This is a genomic window from Novosphingobium sp. YAF33 (genome assembly GCF_052113265.1).
Taxonomy (GTDB): domain Bacteria; phylum Pseudomonadota; class Alphaproteobacteria; order Sphingomonadales; family Sphingomonadaceae; genus Novosphingobium.
Genome location: NZ_JBFRCW010000013.1, coordinates 108,146 through 126,505, shown reverse-complemented (window position 1 = coordinate 126,505; position 18,360 = coordinate 108,146). Strand labels below are relative to the sequence as shown.

Here is an 18,360-nt window from a genome sequence, read left to right as displayed (position 1 = left end):
GAGTTCCACGCTAAAAATCCCCAGTCCTCCCTGCCAAGCAGAAAGGCTTCAAGGTGGACGACTTTTACGCCGCCCGCAGCGGACCTATCCCGCCGCTACCGTGGCCGACTATTCCACCGCCGTTCTCAAAGGGGCCGGCATCGTCGTGGCAGCGGGCGGCGGCGCGGCGGCGCTGAAGGGCAAGCGGGTCGGCATGATCGGCGGCGGCATGTTCGCCGACTATCGCCGCATCAAGGCCAGCGACGTGATCCCCCTGCCCGATGGCGCGACTTCGGCCCAGGGCGCCTCGATGTTCGTCAACCCGCTGACGGCCCTGGGCTTCGTCGAAACGGCCCGGCGCGAAGGGCACAAGGCCATCATTCATACCGCAGCGGCCTCTAACCTGGGGCAGATGCTGCAGAAGATCTGCCTCCACGACGGCATCCCCCTGGTCAACATCGTCCGCTCCGAGCAGCAGGCCGACATTCTGCGCAAGATCGGCGCCGAGCACATCGTCAACAGCCAGGACGAGGACTTCGGCGCCCGGCTGGCCGAGGCCGTGGAGCAGACCGGCGCCACCGTCGCTTTCGATGCCATCGGCGGCGGCACGCTTCCCGGCACGATCCTCCAGGCCATGGAACGGGCTTCGTTGAAGCGGATGAAGGAATATAGCCGTTACGGCTCCATGGAGTTCAAGCAGCTCTATATCTACGGCGCCCTGGACCCCTCCCCCACGGTGCTGAACCGCCTTGCCTTCGGGTTCCAGTGGGGCGTCTCGGGCTGGCTGCTCTTTCCCTTCCTCCAGAAAGCCGGTCCCGAAGTGGCGATGAAGCTGCGCAGCCGCGTGGTGGCGGAACTCGATACGACGTTCGCCAGCCATTATTCCCGCGTCATCGGCCTGGCCCAGGCGCTCGATCCCGACGTGCTGCGCGTCTACGAGCGCAAGGCGACAGGCGAGAAGTTCCTGATCGATCCGAGCCTGGGCTGAAGCCTGTCGGCATGGCGGTCAGCGGGCGCCGAACAGCGGCAAGGCCGCTTCCTCTTCCTCGGGCTTGTCGAAGTTCGACACGGTAACGCCCACGAGGCGTATGCCCTTGTCGGTCGGGAGGACGGAGCGGATCAGCGCGAGGCTCGCCTCGCGCAAGTCCTCGTGACGGCGGACGACGCCGGGCTGGGTGCGGCTGCGGGTGATGAGCTGGAAATCGCCGTACTTGACCTTGACCGTCACCGTGCGTCCGAAGGCCTGCGCCCGCTCGCACCAGGCCCAGACATCGTCAGCCTGACCGAGCACACCGGCCTCGATCTCGGCGTCGAGCGTGAGATCCCGGTCGAACGTGGTTTCCGAGCCGGAGGACTTGCGCTCACGATCCGGATTGACCGGCCGCTCGTCTATGCCGCGCGCGATGCGGAAGTACCATTCGGCCGAGCTTCCGAAATGCCGCTGCAGGAATTCCAGCGACTTGCCGCGCAAGTCTGCGCCCGTTTCGATGCCCAGGCGCTCCATCTTGGCCGCCGTGACCGGCCCCACGCCGTGGAAGCGCTTCACCGGCAGCGTCTCCACCCAGTCCGCCCCCATGTCGGGCGTCACGGCGAACTGCCCGTTCGGCTTGCGCTGGTCCGACGCCAGCTTGGCGAGAAACTTGTTGTAGGAAATGCCCGCCGAAGCGGTCAGCCCGGTTTCCTCCAGGATGCGCGCGCGGATCTCCTTTGCGGTCTTCCACGCGGTGGGAAGGCCGCGGCGATTGGCGGTGACGTCGAGATAAGCCTCATCGAGCGAGAGCGGCTGGACGAGATCGGTATAGTCCGAAAAGATCGCGTGGATCTGCCGCGATACGGCCTTGTAGACGTCGAAACGCGGCGGCACGAACAGCAAGCCCGGGCAGCGGCGCAGCGCCGTGACCGATGGCAGTGCAGAGCGCACGCCGAACTTGCGCGCCTCATAACTGGCCGCCGCCACCACGCCCCGCGCAGCAGCATGGCCGACCGCCACGGGCTTTCCCCGCAGTGCAGGATCGTCCCGCTGCTCGACCGACGCAAAGAATGCGTCCATGTCGACGTGAATGATCTTCCTGTCCGCAGCATCCGGCATATCGAGGGCCTAGCACTGCGCGAACAAAATGTGAACACATGACGTGCGTGGACTGTTCGATCCGTCGGATTTCCGGCACGGCTGCCTTTTCGGCGGCAAGCGAAAGGCGCAGGCAATACCTATCTCACCGACTATCTCGGGAACATCGATGCCCCGTTGGAGCCGACCATGACGATCCTTGACGCGCGCGCCATTACACGCACGATCGACTGCCCGTTCGATGCGGCCTATGCCTTCGCATCCCGGCCTGAAAACTTTCCGGAATGGGCCTCCGGCATGTCATCCTCGCTGCACCGGGACGGCGCGCGCTGGCTGGCCGAAACGCCCGCGGGCACGGCCACCGTGCGGTTCAGCCCGCCCAATGCTTTCGGCGTGCTCGATCACTGGGTATCCCTGCCCGGCAAGCCGGAAATCTACATACCCCTGCGCCTCGTCGCCAATGGCGAGGGGACCGAAGTTGTCTTCCTCCTGTTTCGTCAACCCGGCATGTCCGACGAGGACTTCTTTGCGGATGCCGCCACGGTGACGAAGGATCTAAAGGCGCTCAAACGCCTGCTGGAGGGGGAAAGCGCCGAATGACGAGATCGACCGGAACGGTGATAAGGTAACGCATCCGGCCAGGCAGGGGACGACAGGATGACATCGAAAGATCAAGCGGTGAGCGAGAACCAGGCACTGCCCGTCATCGTCACCGAGCGGCTGACCTTGCGCGGGCGGACGCCTGACGATGCCGAAGCCCTGTTCCCGGCGATGTCCGATCCGGGGATCATGACATGGTGGTCCCGAGCGCCTTTTGCCGACCCGCGCGAACTGCGCGAGGATTTCGGGTTGGAGAAAGCCGGATCGTGGCGAACCTGGGCGATCCTGGAGACTGGAAGCCGCCATGCCATCGGCTTCGTCTCGGCCGGGAGCAAGCGGCAAGGTGTCAGCGAGGTCGGCTATCTCCTCTCGCGGGAGGCGCAGGGCCGCGGGATCGGCCGCGAGGCCGTGGCCGCCGTGATCGGACAGCTTTTCGCGGAGGGCCAGCGGCGCGTCTTCGCCGATACCGACCCCGACAATCGCGGTTCGATTGCCCTGCTGGAAAGCCTGGGCTTCCGGCTGGAAGGCCATCTGCGCGGCGAATGGCACACTCACATCGGCATTCGCGATTCGCTGATCTTTGGCCTGCTCGCCTCGGAATGGGGCGCTGAACGGAGCGGATAGCCCGGCCCTATCCGTTCAGCAGCTGATCGCCGATCGATGCGTCGAAATGGGCGGTCATGGCCGCAGCCGCCGCGTCCGGATCACGGTCGGCAATGGTCTGGGCGATGCGGCGGTGGAGACTGAGGATCGCCGCCTTCTCTTCCTCGGTCCGCCGGGTATCCCAGGCGCGCGGCACGGCGAACTCCATCTGCGGCTCGAAAGAGCGAACGATCTGGCTGAACAGGAAATTGCCCGAGGCGGCCGCGATCACCTGGTGGAAGGCAGTATCGAAGGCCGTGATCTGTGCCATGTTGCCATCGGCGCGGGCCATGGATTCCGAGAGAGCGAGGATCTGCTCGGCCTGAAGGTCGCTGCGCTTCTCGGCCGCCAGCGCGGCGATGCGGACTTCGACGGTGCGGCGCACGTCCCATACTTCGGCCACGCTGATCTGCGATGTGGCCACGGCATGGTCCAGCGAGGTGCCGATCACCGAGCCGTCGATCGCACCGACGCGGGGACGTCGGCCATTGCCCACGTCGATCAGGCGCAGGGCAGCCAATGCGCCGAAAGCCTCGCGCATGACGGCGCGACTGACACCGAGATCGGCAGCGAACTGCCCCTCACCCGGCAGCGTATCGCCCACCTTGAGGTCGTTCGAACGAATATGGCCGCGCACGGCTTGAACCGCCTGCTCCACCAGCGAGCCGCCGCCCTCCGCCATTCGCCCTTCCAGCGTCCGTGTCGTCACGCGGCCAGTCTCCCTGCGCGGTAGTAAGTGGGCGCCTGCCCGAACTTGCGGGCGAAGGCGCGGGTGAAACTGGCATTGTTGAGATAGCCGCAGCGATAGCCGATCGAAGAGACCGGCAGATCGGTGGAAAGCAGCATCTGCCCCGCCCGGCGCAGCCGTTGATCGGCAAGGGCGTCGGCCACGCTGCAATCGAACATCTCCCGGAATCCGCGGGTGAGCTTGGCGCGGTTGAGACCGGCTGCCCGGGCGATCATGTCGAGCGTCAACTTTTCCGCCCAGCGTTCCTCGATGATGCGGCGCGCGGCCAGAAGCCGGCGGGTATCGGCGCTGGAAATCACGCGGTCCTGGCTGACGGGCACGAGATCGCCCTGCCCCTGAGCGCGCAGGATATCGCAAAGCAGTTCGATGCTCTTGGCTAGACGATAAGGCGTGCGCGCCATTTCCGGCAGGTCGCAATCGCGAATGGCCAGGGCTATCACCCGCAAGTCTGCGGGAAGGTGATGGAGCGCACCGTCGGCGGGCAGCGAGGCCGCGCCCAGGATCCGCTCGCAAGCGGCGCGGGCTACCAGCAGGATCACGCGCTCCTGCCGCTCGGCGTCCAGAGACGGGCAATCGGGGGCGGCCAGGTAGCGCAAGGTCGCTGCTATGCCCGCAGAGCCAAACGTCACCACGAAAGCGACCGGCGCGGCTGGGGGCGATAGCGCATCGAGCGGCGGCACGGGCCCTGTCCCAACCAGACTGACCATTTCCGGCGACACTTCGATCGCAGCCATTGGGGATTCGTTTTCCATCGCCCCTCCTCTCCTTCTGGCAGGATAACCTATCTGACAGCTTCTGCAAGAGCTATCAGATAGGTTCCAAGGTCGCGGAAAGCGGCGCCCGGCGCATGGCCTGGAGGAACGCCAGGACCGAGACGGCGCCTACGATAGCGCCGACGATCGCCAGCCCCTGCCCCAGATGCGCCTCGCCGCCGAGCAGGCCGCTGACCCAGGCCACCAGCGAAGGTGCCACACCGAAGCCGACCAGCCCGGCCAGGGCGATGAAGGCGCCGATGCACAATCCGCGCAGTTCGTTGGGGATCAGCACCGTGAGGGCCACCGAAGTTATCAGCCCGGTGATCGTACCGCAGAACATCAGCAGGCCTACCGCAGCGGCGAACAGCGGCACGCTCGGGGCAATGGGAAACAGTGCCGCCGGTACGCCTGCCGCGGCCGCCAGAACCGCGCCGATCAGCAAACCGCCGCGGCGCCCGGTCTTCTGGCCAAGATCCGCTGCAAGCCCGCCGAGGATCGATCCCACCAGCCCGGCCGAAAAGATCAGCGCGCCCATCCATCCGGCGAAGGCCTCAGGCGCCAGGCCATAGCTGCGCGACAGGACCGGCGAGGCCCAGATGCTGGCGGCTGCGTCGGCCATGACCACGCTCACTTGCCCGATGAACAGCGGGATCAGGAACGCCCGCCTGGCCCAGAGTTCGTGGACGACGACCGCGAACGGCGCATGGATGCTCGCCTCCACTTCGTGGCGCTCGGGTTCCCGCAAGGCGAGCAGCGGCAGGATCAGGCACACGCTGATCGCGGCCAGCAGGACATGGGTTCCGCGCCATGGGGAAAGGCCGTGCATGAAGGGAAGCGGCGCGTGGATCATGGCGCCCAGCAGCCATCCCGCCAGCGCGAAAGCGCCTGCCTGGCCCAGGCACTTGCCCAGGGTCACGACCAGCATCGCCCGCCCCCGCTGCTCGGGCGCGCAGAGGTCGGCGGTCAGCGAGAGCGCAGCCGTCAGCGCGCCAGTCGTGCCGATGCCCGCCATCATCCGCGCCAGGAACAGCACCGGCAGGTTCTGCGCGAAAGCGGTCAAGAGCGTGCCCGCGGTCCAGACCAGCCCCAGCAGAAGCAGCAGCCGAACCCGGTTGCGGCGGYCGACGAGGATGCCGATCGGGATCGAGAAGACCACCAGCGGCACCGCTGCCGAAACGCCCTGGACAAGGCCCAAGGCATAGTCGCTCAGCCCCATTTCCGCCTTGGCGCCTTCCTGCACCATGCTGAAAGAACCCATCATCGTGAAGCCGCCGGCCATGGCGAGCGCCAGGATGAGCAGCGGCATCAGCCGGTGGCGGAAGGAGGGCACCGAACGCGGCGCTTCGAGAGTGAGGCTGGTCATGTCTTGCGATCCCGAAAGGTCACCCGGCCGCCTGGGGGGTACCAAAGGCGACCGGGCGGTTCCGCCCCACCCGGCGGAACGTGGCTCAGGCGTTTTCACTCGGAAAACGCGAAAATCTTGCCCGGATTGAACAGGTCCTGCGGATCGAGCGCCCGCTTGATGAGACGCATCATCTCCACCGCCTCGCCCAGTTCGGCGACGAGCCAGTCCTGCTTGCCAAGGCCGATGCCGTGCTCCCCGGTGCAGGTGCCGTCCATCGCCAGCGCGCGCTCCACCAGGCGGGCGTTGATGGCCTCCACTTCCTCCATCTCCGCGGGAGCATCGGGGTCCATCGAGAAGACGACGTGGAAGTTGCCGTCCCCGACATGCCCCAGGATCGTACCCGGAACGCTGGATCCTTCCAGGTCGCGCTTGGTCTCGGTTATGCATTCGGCAAGGCGGCTGATCGGCACGCAGACGTCGGTGGCCCAGCCCACCGCCCCTGGGCGCAAGTTGACGGCCGCGTAATAGGCCTCGTGCCTTGCCTTCCAGAGCTTCGAGCGCTCTTCCGGCAGATTGGACCAGCGGAAGGCGCTGCCACCGTTCATGTCGGCGATTTCGCGCACGGTTTCCACCTGCTCCTCGACATAGCGGCTTGAGCCGTGGAATTCGAAGAACAGCGTGGTCAGTTCCGGGTAGTCGAGCTTCGACCAGCGGTTGACCGCCTTCATCTGCAAATCGTCCAGGATCTCGACACGCGCCAGCGGCACGCCGAGCTGGATCGACTGCACCACGGTATCCACCGCGCCTTCCAGCGTCTCGAAACTGCATACGGCCGAGGAAATCGCTTCGGGAATGGCGTGAAGGCGCAAGGTCACTTCGGTGATGATGCCCAAGGTGCCTTCGCTGCCGATCATCAAGCGAGTGAGATCGTAGCCCGCCGCCGACTTGCGCGCCCGGCGTGAGGTGCGGATGTCGCGGCCGTCCGGCGTAACGACCCGCAGCGACAGGATCGCCTCACGCATGGTGCCATATCGCACGGCGTTGGTGCCCGATGCCCGCGTCGCCGCCATGCCGCCGATAGTGGCATTGGCGCCCGGATCGATGGGAAAGAACAGCCCCTGATCGCGCAAGTGTTCGTTGAGCTGCTCGCGCCGCACGCCGGCCTGGACGGTGCAATCGAAATCCTCGGCATTGACTGCAAGGATCGCATCCATCTGGCTGAGATCGACGGTGACGCCGCCCCGTACCGGCAAGGCATTGCCCTCGATGGACGTGCCCGCGCCATAGGCCACGATCGGCACGCCGGCCGCCACGCAGAGCCTTACCAGTTCGACCACGTCCTCGGTCGAACGGGCGAAGACCACGGCATCCGGCAGCGCGGGCTCGAAATGGGCCTCGCTCTGCCCATGCTGGCTGCGGATGGCCTCGCCTGTCGCCAGACGTTCGCCGAAAGCTGAGTGCAGGCTATCGAGGAAGCCCTCCGGCAGGGGCTTGCGGGGCGGTTGGGGGGGAGACGCGCCCATCGGATCAGAACCGGAAGCTCGCGCGCACGCCGTAGCGTCGCAGGTCGCCGATGATGCCCAGATCCGATGCCGGCAGGCCCGCCAGCGCCAGAGTGGTCTTTTCGATGTAGGAGTCGAAATACTTCTTGTTGAACAAGTTGTTGCCGAAAACGGAAAGCTCGATCCCGTTTTCCATCCGATAAGTGATGGAGCCGTTGAACAGGACGTAGCTTTTCAGGATCGTCGCCGTCGTCTGGTTCAGGCTGGCGGCGGAGCGGCTGCCCTTGCCGTTGACGCTGGCATTGAAAGTCAGACTGTCCGCGCCGATCGGCACGACGTAATCGCTGGAGAGGTTGAACATCCAGTCCGGCTGGAAGGTCAGCCGGTCGGTCGCCAGCGTACGGCCGGTCACCTCGGTATATTGCGAGGAGTCGGTCAGGCGCGCATGCATGTAGGTGGCGCCGCCCGAGAGCGTCCATTGCTCCACCGGCCGATAGCTGAACTCCAGTTCCGCGCCGTAGCTTTCGACATCGCCCGAATTGAGATCGACGGTGACAAGGCCGCCGGTCGAGGACGGAGCGATGGAATTGAGGCCGATGTAGTCGCTGTAATCGTTGTAGAAGAGATCTCCCGAAAGGGTGAAGCTGCGGTCGGCCGAAACGTACTTGGTGCCCACTTCGTAAGTCCAGGCGGAGTCGCCCTTGTACTTGCGGACGGGCGCGGTCACCGCATTGAACCCGCCGCCGCGATAGCCGCGTGCGACCGAGGCGTACGTCATCAGTTCGGGCGTCCAGTGGCGCGTGACCGAAAGGCGCGGTTCGACCTGGTCTGACTTGAGACCGACGCTACCCGCGGCGCCCGCGTTGATCGCACCGCTCGCCGAGCGGTCCTCATGGTCATAACGCAGACCCAGCGCCACTTCCCAGTCGGGATTGGGCTTCCAGAACACCGTACCGAACGCGGCATACGTGTCGGCCTTGGTCCGGTTGCTGTTGTTGTTGGTGAGATTGAAGGGAACGATCAGCGTCGCCTGGTTGGAGCGCGTATCCTCGCGGCTGTAGAACAGGCCGAACAGGGTGGAGAGCTGGTCGCTGAGCTTGGTGTCGAAGCGCAGTTCCACCGTCTTGGTGCGCAGGCTGTCGCTGGAGGCCTGGCGCACGATGTTGAGCGGGCCGAAGTCACCGTCGGTATCGGGCGCGCTGCTGTTGCGCGCGTCGTAGGCGGCCTGAAGCGTCACGGTGGTGGCGATGGCCTCGATCGGCGTCTCGACCTTGGCATTGACGCCGCGATACTTGTAGGTCGTGGTGCCCAAGGTGTTGAACTGGTTGCTGCGCGAATAGTCAGTGGGGCCGGTGACGCGGGCATAAGGGACATTGGTGCCCTTCACCCAGTCGTAGTAGCCGTTGACCACCAGCGTCAGGTCTTCGGTGGGCGTCGCGCGGATCGTGGCGCTGACCGAGTCCGTGTTGAACTTGTTCGACTTGCCGCCGATCGTGGTGTTGTTAATGAACCCGTCCTGCTGGCGGTGCGAGGCACCGACGCGAACCGCCAGCTTGTCCGTGACGATCGGCGCCGAGACCGAGCCCGATACCAGCCACGAATCGTCCGGCCCGGCATAGCTGGCCTGTCCGCGCGCCTCGAACTCGTTGCCGGGCTGGCGGGTGATGACATTGATCGCGCCGCCCAGCGTGTTCTTGCCGTAAAGCGTGCCTTGCGGCCCGCGCAGCACTTCGATCCGCTCGACGTCGAGCAGCGGATTGTTGAGGTAAGCGGTATTGGGGCGGTAGATGCCGTCCACGAACAGCCCGACACCAGGCTGGACCGACTGGACCAGCGTTACGCCGACGCCGCGGATCGAAACGAAGGCGCGGCCGGCGCCGTCGCTGCTGATATTGAGGCCGGGCGTCAGCACCGCTGCCTCGCGCACGGAGTTGATGTTGCGCTTGGCCAGCGTGTCGCCCGAGACGGCCGTGACCGCGACGGGTACGTCGAGCAGGGTCTCGGTGCGCTTGCGGGCGGTGACGACGATTTCGGGAGCGGCACTATCGGCCGAAGCGGCCGGTGCGCGCTCCTGCTGCGCGATAGCCGGCGATGCGGCCAGAGCCAGACACGATGCGCCGACAGACAGGCAAACCCTGAGATTCATAGATCCTCCCTCGCTACCGCCTGCCGAGGTCCATGCCTGGCAAGTCGGCCAATTCAACCTATAAGACAGGTCTAACCTATCTGAAAGGTCCTTGGGGAGTCATTTCGAGTTTGCCGATCGGCGCAATGTGTTGACCGATCGGCATCAGCGGGGAGACGGCGGGCACCTGCAGGCCTGTTGTCCTGCTTTAATAACGCCAACAAAACAACGTCATCCTGAAACGGATCCAGGATGACGTCGTGAGTGGAAGATGGCTGGTGCTCTTACGGTTACCAGCAGGTGTAGCCCCCGTCGGCCAGCACGATGCTGCCGGTCATCAGGCTGGCCGCATCGGAAGCGAGGAAAGCGACGACAGAGGCGACTTCCTCCACTTCACCGAGACGGGCCATCGGCGTGGAGTCGATCCAGCGGCGATACATCTCGCCCTGCTTGTCGGCGAACTCGTTGAGCGGGGTGCGGATGTATGTGGGCGCCACGGCATTCACCCTGACGCCCCGGTCCGCCCACTCGGCGGCAAGGCTACGCGTGAGCTGATGGACGGCCGCCTTCGAGGCGTTGTAATAGCTCTGACCCTGCGGCCGGTTGACGATGAAGCCGCTCATCGACCCGACGTTGACCACGCTGCCACGTCCGGCCGCGAGCATGTGCCGCCCGAAAGCCCGGGCGCACCAGAACGTGCCGTTGAGATTGACATCGATGACGTTGAGCCAGTGCTCGTCCTCGACCGTTTCGGCCGCCGTCTCGCTGCGCGCAATGCCGGCATTGTTCACCAGGATATCGATCGCACCCAGTTCATCGGCGACCTGGGTTACCCGGGCGGAGTGAGTCACGTCCATGACACGACCCTCGCAGGCATAGCCCTTTTCCCGCATGGTCCCACGGGCGCTCTCGATGGCGGCCTCGGACAAGTCGGCGATCACCACCTCGGCGCCCATCTCGGCCAGCGCCTCGACGCAGGCGAGCCCGATGCCGCTGGCGCCCCCGGTGACGAGCGCGCGGCGCCCGTCCAGTTTCAAGCGTTCAAGATACATGGGAGGTCCTCAGGGAAGGAAGGGGGCGATCGGGAACGGCGGTTCCTCGACAGCTTCGCCGCGTTCCAGCTGGAACACGGCGCGATGCTCACGGGTGAATTCGCGCCAGGGCAGGCTGCCGTCGCGGGCGAAATCCACCCAGATGCGATGGACGCGGTCTGCCAGTTCCTGCGGAGGATTTTCCCCGCAAAGACCGTCGGGACCAGTCGTCGTGGCCAGGGAGTCGAACACGAAGGGCAGTTCCATGGCGTGGGCGGCGCCCAGCCCGCCGAACAGCGGGGAGCGCCATTCGAACTCGTACATATGCGTTCGGCCCTGGTGTTCCTCGGCAAATCGGCGGGCCGGCCAGCGGAAGACCAGATCGTTCGCCGCATCTGTGAAGGCATGGCCCGGCTTCACCCCGCGGCGGCCCATGCCGTAAGCCTTGAGCAGCTTGCGCGCATGCGGATGGACGCGGTGGAACACGTACGTTGCCAGAAGCCTGCCGATCTTCTCGCGCAGCCCGCTCGGCACGAAGTAGAGGTTCATCTCCTCGGCATTGGTACCGATCAGCAGGTCTATTTCCGCGCCCGTGCCGGCCTTCAGCGCATCGAGCGGTTTCAACGGCAGGACATCGTCGCCATGGACCGGAACGAAGCGGCTGATGCCGAACACCGGTTCATGTCCTTCGGCGTCGCGCAAGTCGAGCCGGGTGGTGGGCAGGCTGACTTTCTCCACCGCGTCCAGCAACGTCTCGCCGGGCTCGACGCTGCGATAGCCTTCCGCATCCGGGGAAATGCGCAGGAGCTTGGCCAGCTTGCGGACGAGCCGCTGCGCCACCGCGATGTCGCGGGTCATGCGGCCGTGCCCGCTCTGGACGATGGCGCGGCGGAAAAGGCCCTTGGCGAGCGGCGAGGCCACAAGATCGGCGATCGCCATGGCGCCCGCGGATTCCCCGAAGACCGTGACATTGCCCGGATCGCCGCCGAACGAGACGGCATTGCACCGCACCCATTCGAGCGCGAAAAGCATGTCGCGCAGACCGAGATTGGTGGGCACGCCCGGAATGGGCAGGAAACCATCGACACCCAGGCGGTAGTTTATCGAAATGAAGACGATACCGTCCCGCGCGAAGCTGCTGCCGTCCTGGACCGGCGCGTCCTTGCTGCCGATCACGAAGCCGCCGCCATGGATGAACACCATGACCGGTCTTCTCCGGCCGTCTTCGGCCTGGCCATCCCCGGGCGCGAATACGTCCAGCGTCAGGTATTCATCGCCGTGCCGCCAGCCCTCGCCGACGAGCGCCGCCGCGTCGAGGCCGGGCACACCCTTGACGCGCTGCGGGGCATTCGGTCCGGGTTCGAGAGCGTCACGCACTCCGTCCCATGGCGCCGGATCGCGCGGGCTTGCAAACCGGGCCGCGCCGACCGGTGCCGCCGCATAAGGCACGCCCCTGAACCGCGCGACGCCTCCGTCCACGATGCCGCGTATCGCTCCCGCTGTTGTCCGGACGATCACCCTTGCCTTCTCCCTGCCATTCCTCGGCTTTTCAACGCGAGAATAGCGGCTTGGGGTCCTCCTCCCACCTGCTTTTACTATGCAGATCGGCGCAATTCGATTGCCTTCCGGCCGAGGAACGGAGCCGGGCGGTCAGAAATAGATGTCGATGTAGTCGGTCAACGCGTCGCACCATTCGAATTCCCGCAGCCGGTAATAGCTGCGGTTCTGAGTGATGGCGAAGTGCCAGGACTTGTCCTGCGAGCATGAGCGGCCGGGATCCGGCGTGTTCGTAATGCTGATGCGGCCCTGGAAGGTGAAGTAATCGGCGCCGATCTCGGTTATCGTGCCGTCCAGCACCAGCCTGCCCGGCCCGCCTGCTTCCGCCTGGGTGCCATGCAGCTTCCACACATCGCCCTCGCGCCGGACATCGGCGCTGCCGCGTCGATCCCAATCGATCCATTGCAGGGTCAAACCCTTGTTCGCCAGAAGCCGTTCCGCGCCTCGCTGGTCGAGTATGCGGGTCGCCTCGCTTCGGCTGACGGCGCGCGGCGGCGCCTCGTCCGCCTGCGCTGCGGGACCGCTGGCCGCCAGCAGGATGAGCGGCATGAGAATGTGCAGTGCAGTGGCTTTCATCGCCTTGGTTGCCTTCTTCGCTGCCGGGGTGGTCAATCGCCGGGCAGGATAGGCGGGGTTCGCCGCTCTTTCCAGTGGCTTGCGGGAAATGCCGGGTCGAGGCCGGCTCCTCCCGGCGGCGATGCGGGAACCTGTTCAATCTGACAGTCACGCTCAGAAAATCAGCCATTAGTCTCGTGCGCAAAGCAGCGCCCGCATCGAACGAGTCTCGGCAGGACCGGGTTGAGGCAGGGCCGCTCGCCCGAATAAAATCGACACGGGAAAAATCGAGCAAAAGGGAGACAAAGGATGGGCGAAGACCCCGAATGGGACCTGGAAGCTGACGTCGTGGTGCTCGGATCCGGCGGCGCGGCCATGACGGCGGCGATCTCCGCACACGATTTTGGCGCGAAGGATGTTGTCATCCTGGAGAAGACCGGAATGGTCGGCGGCACCACCGCCATGTCCGGAGGCATGCTCTGGATCCCGGGCAACCATCACCAGGCAGAGGCCGGTATCGCGGAATCCGACGAAGACGTGGTGGCCTACCTCGATGCCCTGGCTCCGGGCGCGCTCGATCCCGATACGCTGGGCGCCTTCATGGAATGCGGGCCGGAAATGATCCGCTATCTGGCCGACAGGACGCCGGTGCGCTTCCATGCCTACGCCGATTTTCCCGACTATCAGCCCTATATGCCAGGCGCGAAACCCGATGGCGGGCGCTCGCTGGACAACGATGCCTTTTCCTTCGAAAGACTTGGCAAATGGGCAACGCGGGTCAATCCCACGAAAATGGCCTATCCCGTCCGCGGCAGCCTCATGGAGGCGATCAACGGAACGCTGGATGAAGCCACACTCGCGGAGCGCGAGGCCGGCGACTACCGGGGGCTGGGCCAGGCGCTGGCCGGATCGCTGTTCCGGGCCGTGCTGGACCGCGACATTCCTGTCCAGTTCGAAAAGCGCGCCCGCAAACTGGTGAAGGACGGCGACCGTGTGGTCGGCGTCGTGGCGGAAGACGCCAATGGCCGCGATTTCCGCGTGCGCGCGCGCCGCGGGGTGGTGATCGCCACCGGCGGTTTCGAATGGAACGAGACACTGGTGAAGACCTTCCTGCGCGGTCCGCTGACCGGCCCGGTCAGCGTCCCGGAAAACGAGGGTGACGGCCTGCTCATGGCGATCGAGGCCGGCGCGCAGCTTGGCAACATGCAGCATGCCTTCTGGCAGCAAAGCGTGCTCGAATTCGAGCCACAGCACCGCGCGGCCAAGCCCAACTACCTGCTCGGCTCCGACGAACGCGCCCGTCCCGGGGCCATCCTCGTCAACCGCGCCGGCAAGCGCTTCGTCAACGAGGCAGCCAATTACAACGCCATGGGCAAGGCGCTGCACGCCTTCGACGCAGGCACCCACGCCTATGCCAACCTGCCTTACTGGCTGATCGTCGACCAGCGCTACCGCGAAAAGTACCAGACCTTCAACACGCCGCCGGGCGGCCCCACGCCTTCGTTCATGATGAAAGCTGAGACGCTGGAGGAACTGGCGGAAAAGGCAGGCATCGATGCCAAGGGGCTGACTGCCACCGTCGCCCGCTTCAACGACATGGTGCGCAAGGGGCACGACGACGACTTCAATCGCGGCGACAACACTTACGACAATTTCTATATGTGGGGCGATGCCGAATTCGACCCGCCTTACCGGACGCTGGGCGTGATCGATCGGCGGCCCTATTATGCCGTCAAGATGGAGTCCGGTGCGCTCGGGACTGCCGGCGGCCCCAAGACCAATGCAGATGCCCAGGTGCTGGACTGGAGCGGCCATCCGATCCCCGGCCTCTACGCTGCAGGCAATGCCATGGCGGCCGTGCTGGGCGAGGCCTATGGCGGCGCGGGCGGCACTTTGGGACCGGGGATGACCTTCGGCTATATCGCCGGGCGCCATCTCGGCACGTATATTCCCAATCACTGACGCGGGACGGACGGACCGGCGCAACCTTGTCCAGCGCCGGTTCCCTTAGCGAAAGCGCTGGAACAGGCGCTCGCTGCCCAGTGCCGCCCGGGCATGTTCGGCCATGCCGCGCTCCGCGGCCGGCGCATCCCCCAGTCTGATCGCGGCAATTACCGCCAGGTGATCGCGGTGCGCCGAATGGAGGTGGGCGAATTCGTCGGCCGGCTCGTTTTCCAGCGCGAGCGCAACAGCCGATGCGAACGGCAAATGGTCGTTCCGCTCCAGCGCCTGGCCGATCGAAGGGTTGCCGCTGGCCTCTACCAGCAGGTTGTGGAATGCCAGATTGTAGTCGTGGAAACGATCGACATCACCCTGGGCCAGAGTGCCTTTCGCGAAGATCGCCTCGCCCTCGGCAAGGCAGGCCGCAAAGCGTGCGTCTTCGGCCGGGGTCAGTCCGCGCACCGCGAGCCGCCGCGCCGCCAGGCCCTCCAGCACGCCGCGAACCTCGATCGCGCCGTGAATGTCGGCCGCGGAAATGGAGCGCGCCGCATAGCCGCGCGCCCCGAGTTTCTCGACCAGCCCCTCGGCCTCCAGCGCGCGCAGTGCCGTGCGCACCGGCATGCGCGAGACGCCGAGGGCCTCCGCGGTGGCGATCTCGGCAATCCGCTCGCCGGGACGAAAACTGCCTTCCGCGATCATCCGCCGCAACGAGATGATGACGTGCTGGCCGGGCTTCAACCGGCGACCGCCTTGCGCTTGGGCATTCCATTCATCGTCCATGGCCTGCTTTCGTCGGCACGAGGCGAACTGTCAAACCCCGCCGGCTTCCTCCCGCGCCGGCTCGGCGGGAAGATCGCCCGCGCTCGCCGCCCCGTTCGGCTCCGCGTTCTCGGCGGCGATGGCCCGGTCGATCATCATGCGCGATCGCACGCCGCCGGCATCGATGTTGAGCTTCAGCAACCGCCGTTCCGGCCAGCGCAGCAGGTTCGCCTGCTGTTGCTCCAGCATGTCGAGGTCTTCCGCGAAGATCTTGCCCTGGCCTTCGCGAATGGTATCCGTAAGCGCCGCATCATCGACGGCAAAGCGGCGCGCCATGCCCCAGAAGTAGTGATGACTGGTCTCGGTTTCGGGCGTGATGAAATCCACGACGATGCTGGAGGCCTTGGCCGCTTCCGGCGCGTCGTAGCCGCCCTGGCCCTCAAGCGCCACGCCCACTTCGATCATGACATGGCTGGGCAGCGAGAAGCGGCAGACCTGCCAGCGGTCGACCGTGGCATCCTCGCTGAGCCCGGCGCCGCGCAGCGCCATGCGCCAGAACGGCGGGGCCTTGATCCCTTCCATGAACCGGCTGGTGACCACTTCATTCTCGTCGGCCCGCGTGCGGACCGGCGCCTCGTCGATTTCCTTCTGGCCGATGCTGGCGGCATGGACATACGTCTCGTGCGTCAGGTCCATCAGATTGTCGATCATCAGGCGATAGTCGCAGGCGATGTGATAATAGCCGCCGCCATAGGCCCAATCGTCGCTTTCCGCCCATTCCAGGTGGTGCAGCCGCGCAGGATCGGCCGCCTCGGGATCGCCCGGCCACACCCAGATGAAGCCGAAGCGCTCGATCACGGCGAAACGGCGGCCGGCCGGGAAACCGCCGACCTTCTGGCCGGGCATTTCCGCAGCCTTGCCAAGGCAGTCCATCACCAGCCCGTGATAGCCGCAGACCAGCCGTCCCTCGCGCATGAAACCGAGCGAAAGCGGTGCACCCCGGTGAGGGCAGAAATCTTCCAGCGCCGTGGGGACGCCATCCGGCCCGCGAAAGAACACCATGCGCTCTCCGCAGATCGTTCGGCCGAGCGGGCGGTCTTCGATCTCATCGGGTGTGCAGGCGACGTACCACGCGTCTTTCGGCCAAATCCGGCCCTGCCCTGCTTGCATTGCGCTGCCCATACATCCGCTCCTGTGAATCGTTATTGGATCCAATAATGAATTTATTGGATCCAATGTCAAGGAGCGGATCGCGGCAGGCGCGGGTAGATTTTCAGAACTTCATGGAAAAGGGATCGCGCCGGTCGCCCGAAAAATCGATGAACACGTTTCTGGTCTGCTGGAATTCCTGGATCCCCGCCTCGCCTCTCACCCGGCCGAAGCCGGAGTCCTTCATTCCGCCGAAGGGCGCCTGCGGCGCGGCCACGCGGTAGGTGTTCACCCATAGCACGCCAGACTGCACGGCACGCATCATGCGCAGGCAGCGATTGATGTCCTGCGACCAGACCCCGCTCGCCAGCCCATAGGGCGTATCATTGGCGATGGAGACGGCTTCCTCCTCCTCGTCGAAGGGGATGATCGACAGCACCGGGCCGAAGATTTCCTCGGCAGCCACCTTCATGTCGTTGCGCACGTCGGCAAAGATGGTGGGCTCGATGAAGAAGCCCTTCTCCAGCCCCGCCCCCTCGGCCCGGCCGCCGCCGGCGACAAGGCGGGCGCCGTCGCCCCTGGCCGCTGCGATGAAGGAGAGGATCTTGTCGAACTGCGGCTCGTTCGCCGCCGTGCCCATTTCCGTTTCGGGCAGGCGCGGGTCACCCATGCGGATCTGCGCCGCCCGCGCGGCAAGGCCTTCGACCATGCGCTCGTAAATGCCGCGCTGCACCAGGAGACGCGATCCGGCGATGCAGGTCTGCCCGGTCGCACCGAAAATGCCCGCGAGCGCGCCGATCAGGGCGCGGTCGAAATCGGCATCGTCGAACACGATGTTGGGGCTTTTGCCGCCCAGTTCCATCGTCACCGGCTTGAGGTTCCCGCCCGCCACCGCCGCGATCTTGCGGCCGACGCCCGGACTGCCGGTGAAGCTCACCTTGTCGACCAGCCTGCTGCCCGTCAGCGCCGCGCCCACGTCGCCCGCGCCGGTAACGACCTGCACCACGCCTGCCGGAAAGCCTGCCTTCTCGCACAGCTTCATCATTTCCAGCGTGGTGGTGGACGCATGTTCGCTGGGCTTGAGGATCACGCAATTACCCGCAGCCAGAGCGGCCGGCAGCGTGTTCGTCAGGATCGCCACTGGAGAGTTCCACGCCGTCACGCAGGCCACGACACCGTAAGGCACGCGTATGGCGAAATCGAGCGTGTCCTTCTGGTCCAGCGGAACGACATCGCCGTGCATCTTGTCGGCCCAGCCCGCATAGTACCGGAAGATCCGCGCGGCATAGCCCATCTGGTTGTGGGTCTCGCGAATGACCTTGCCGTTGTCGGTGGTTTCCAGCAACGCCATCCGGTCGGCATCGGCGTCGAGCAGGTCCGCCACGCGGTTGAGCAGCTTCGCCCGTTCACCCGGGGTGGTCTTGCTCCAGACGCTATCGAAAGCCCGCCGCGCCGCGGCAATGGCGGCCTCGACGTCCTCGGCCGTGGCGACGGCGATATGGGCGTGGATCGACTGGTCGTAGGGATTGATGGCGGGTAGCGTGCCGCCATCGGCAGCCGCGCGCCACTGGCCGTCGATATGGAGCTGGTACGTCTCGGTCATC

The 18,360-nt window shown here is 65.6% G+C and carries 16 protein-coding genes; 4 read left to right on the top strand and 12 right to left on the bottom strand.

Features of this window, described 5'->3' with window-relative positions; translation table 11 throughout:
* On the top strand, positions 1-967 hold a 967-nt coding region (locus tag AB4Z00_RS22095; RefSeq protein WP_442047262.1), incomplete at its 5' end, for a zinc-binding dehydrogenase.
* 18 nt (positions 968-985) lie between these two features.
* On the opposite strand, the gene dinB is transcribed toward AB4Z00_RS22095, so the two are convergent.
* Positions 986-2,068, bottom strand: a complete 1,083-nt coding sequence (gene dinB, locus AB4Z00_RS22090; RefSeq protein ID WP_442047261.1) for a DNA polymerase IV — start codon at positions 2,066-2,068, stop codon at positions 986-988.
* A gap of 168 nt (positions 2,069-2,236) precedes the next feature.
* Between dinB and AB4Z00_RS22085 the strand changes: the two genes are divergently transcribed.
* Both AB4Z00_RS22085 and AB4Z00_RS22080 read left to right on the top strand, forming a co-directional pair.
* On the top strand, positions 2,237-2,647 hold the full coding sequence (locus AB4Z00_RS22085) for an SRPBCC family protein (RefSeq protein WP_442047260.1): 411 nt from the start codon (positions 2,237-2,239) through the stop codon (positions 2,645-2,647).
* Positions 2,648-2,725: 78 nt separating this feature from the next.
* A complete protein-coding gene (locus AB4Z00_RS22080; protein ID WP_442047259.1) occupies positions 2,726-3,271 on the top strand; it encodes a GNAT family N-acetyltransferase in 546 nt (181 codons plus the stop codon).
* Positions 3,272-3,278: 7 nt separating this feature from the next.
* Here the strand turns inward: AB4Z00_RS22080 and AB4Z00_RS22075 are convergent, their stop codons facing one another.
* The 8 genes from AB4Z00_RS22075 to AB4Z00_RS22040 all read right to left on the bottom strand — a co-directional run bounded on the left by AB4Z00_RS22075 (position 3,279) and on the right by AB4Z00_RS22040 (position 12,928).
* A complete protein-coding gene (locus tag AB4Z00_RS22075) occupies positions 3,279-3,998 on the bottom strand; it encodes a FadR/GntR family transcriptional regulator (RefSeq protein WP_314466236.1) in 720 nt (239 codons plus the stop codon).
* On the bottom strand, positions 3,995-4,771 hold the full coding sequence (locus tag AB4Z00_RS22070; protein WP_442047258.1) for a helix-turn-helix domain-containing protein: 777 nt from the start codon (positions 4,769-4,771) through the stop codon (positions 3,995-3,997). Before AB4Z00_RS22070 ends, AB4Z00_RS22075 begins: the two co-directional genes overlap by 4 nt.
* A gap of 73 nt (positions 4,772-4,844) precedes the next feature.
* Positions 4,845-6,155 carry an MFS transporter gene (locus tag AB4Z00_RS22065; protein WP_442047257.1) on the bottom strand — a complete coding sequence of 437 codons (1,311 nt, stop codon included), beginning with the start codon at positions 6,153-6,155 and terminating at the stop codon, positions 4,845-4,847.
* Positions 6,156-6,250: 95 nt separating this feature from the next.
* A complete protein-coding gene (locus AB4Z00_RS22060) occupies positions 6,251-7,660 on the bottom strand; it encodes an FAD-binding oxidoreductase (protein WP_132265538.1) in 1,410 nt (469 codons plus the stop codon).
* A gap of 4 nt (positions 7,661-7,664) precedes the next feature.
* A complete protein-coding gene (locus AB4Z00_RS22055) occupies positions 7,665-9,785 on the bottom strand; it encodes a TonB-dependent receptor (RefSeq protein ID WP_442047256.1) in 2,121 nt (706 codons plus the stop codon).
* Positions 9,786-10,054: 269 nt separating this feature from the next.
* Positions 10,055-10,816 carry an SDR family NAD(P)-dependent oxidoreductase gene (locus AB4Z00_RS22050; protein ID WP_132265534.1) on the bottom strand — a complete coding sequence of 254 codons (762 nt, stop codon included), beginning with the start codon at positions 10,814-10,816 and terminating at the stop codon, positions 10,055-10,057.
* A 9-nt stretch (positions 10,817-10,825) separates the two neighbouring features.
* Positions 10,826-12,313, bottom strand: coding sequence for a carboxylesterase/lipase family protein (locus AB4Z00_RS22045; RefSeq protein WP_442047255.1), 1,488 nt, complete (start codon positions 12,311-12,313; stop codon positions 10,826-10,828).
* Between the two features lie 132 nt (positions 12,314-12,445).
* Entirely contained in the window at positions 12,446-12,928 is a 483-nt protein-coding gene (locus AB4Z00_RS22040) for a hypothetical protein (protein ID WP_442047254.1), read from the bottom strand.
* A gap of 288 nt (positions 12,929-13,216) precedes the next feature.
* On the opposite strand from AB4Z00_RS22040, the gene AB4Z00_RS22035 reads away from it, so the two are divergent.
* On the top strand, positions 13,217-14,869 hold the full coding sequence (locus AB4Z00_RS22035; RefSeq protein ID WP_442047253.1) for an FAD-binding protein: 1,653 nt from the start codon (positions 13,217-13,219) through the stop codon (positions 14,867-14,869).
* A 45-nt stretch (positions 14,870-14,914) separates the two neighbouring features.
* On the opposite strand, the gene AB4Z00_RS22030 is transcribed toward AB4Z00_RS22035, so the two are convergent.
* The 3 genes from AB4Z00_RS22030 to AB4Z00_RS22020 all read right to left on the bottom strand — a co-directional run bounded on the left by AB4Z00_RS22030 (position 14,915) and on the right by AB4Z00_RS22020 (position 18,359).
* On the bottom strand, positions 14,915-15,628 hold the full coding sequence (locus tag AB4Z00_RS22030) for a GntR family transcriptional regulator (protein WP_132265529.1): 714 nt from the start codon (positions 15,626-15,628) through the stop codon (positions 14,915-14,917).
* Between the two features lie 30 nt (positions 15,629-15,658).
* Positions 15,659-16,789, bottom strand: coding sequence for a Rieske 2Fe-2S domain-containing protein (locus AB4Z00_RS22025; protein ID WP_442047252.1), 1,131 nt, complete (start codon positions 16,787-16,789; stop codon positions 15,659-15,661).
* 91 nt (positions 16,790-16,880) lie between these two features.
* Complete coding sequence (locus AB4Z00_RS22020) at positions 16,881-18,359, bottom strand: aldehyde dehydrogenase (protein WP_132265527.1); 1,479 nt, start codon at positions 18,357-18,359, stop codon at positions 16,881-16,883.
* Position 18,360 lies beyond the last annotated feature (1 nt).

What these genes read in the sequence shown, in the direction of transcription:
- dinB (WP_442047261.1), bottom strand. Translation starts at nt 2,068, where the DNA reads ATGCCGGATGCTGCGGACAGGAAGATCATTCACGTCGACATGGACGCA.
- AB4Z00_RS22085 (WP_442047260.1), top strand. Translation starts at nt 2,237, where the DNA reads ATGACGATCCTTGACGCGCGCGCCATTACACGCACGATCGACTGCCCG.
- AB4Z00_RS22070 (WP_442047258.1), bottom strand. Translation starts at nt 4,771, where the DNA reads ATGGCTGCGATCGAAGTGTCGCCGGAAATGGTCAGTCTGGTTGGGACA.
- AB4Z00_RS22060 (WP_132265538.1), bottom strand. Translation starts at nt 7,660, where the DNA reads ATGGGCGCGTCTCCCCCCCAACCGCCCCGCAAGCCCCTGCCGGAGGGC.
- AB4Z00_RS22055 (WP_442047256.1), bottom strand. Translation starts at nt 9,785, where the DNA reads ATGAATCTCAGGGTTTGCCTGTCTGTCGGCGCATCGTGTCTGGCTCTG.
- AB4Z00_RS22050 (WP_132265534.1), bottom strand. Translation starts at nt 10,816, where the DNA reads ATGTATCTTGAACGCTTGAAACTGGACGGGCGCCGCGCGCTCGTCACC.
- AB4Z00_RS22040 (WP_442047254.1), bottom strand. Translation starts at nt 12,928, where the DNA reads ATGAAAGCCACTGCACTGCACATTCTCATGCCGCTCATCCTGCTGGCG.
- AB4Z00_RS22035 (WP_442047253.1), top strand. Translation starts at nt 13,217, where the DNA reads ATGGGCGAAGACCCCGAATGGGACCTGGAAGCTGACGTCGTGGTGCTC.
- AB4Z00_RS22030 (WP_132265529.1), bottom strand. Translation starts at nt 15,628, where the DNA reads ATGGACGATGAATGGAATGCCCAAGCGCAAGGCGGTCGCCGGTTGAAG.
- AB4Z00_RS22025 (WP_442047252.1), bottom strand. Translation starts at nt 16,789, where the DNA reads ATGGGCAGCGCAATGCAAGCAGGGCAGGGCCGGATTTGGCCGAAAGAC.
- AB4Z00_RS22020 (WP_132265527.1), bottom strand. Translation starts at nt 18,359, where the DNA reads ATGACCGAGACGTACCAGCTCCATATCGACGGCCAGTGGCGCGCGGCT.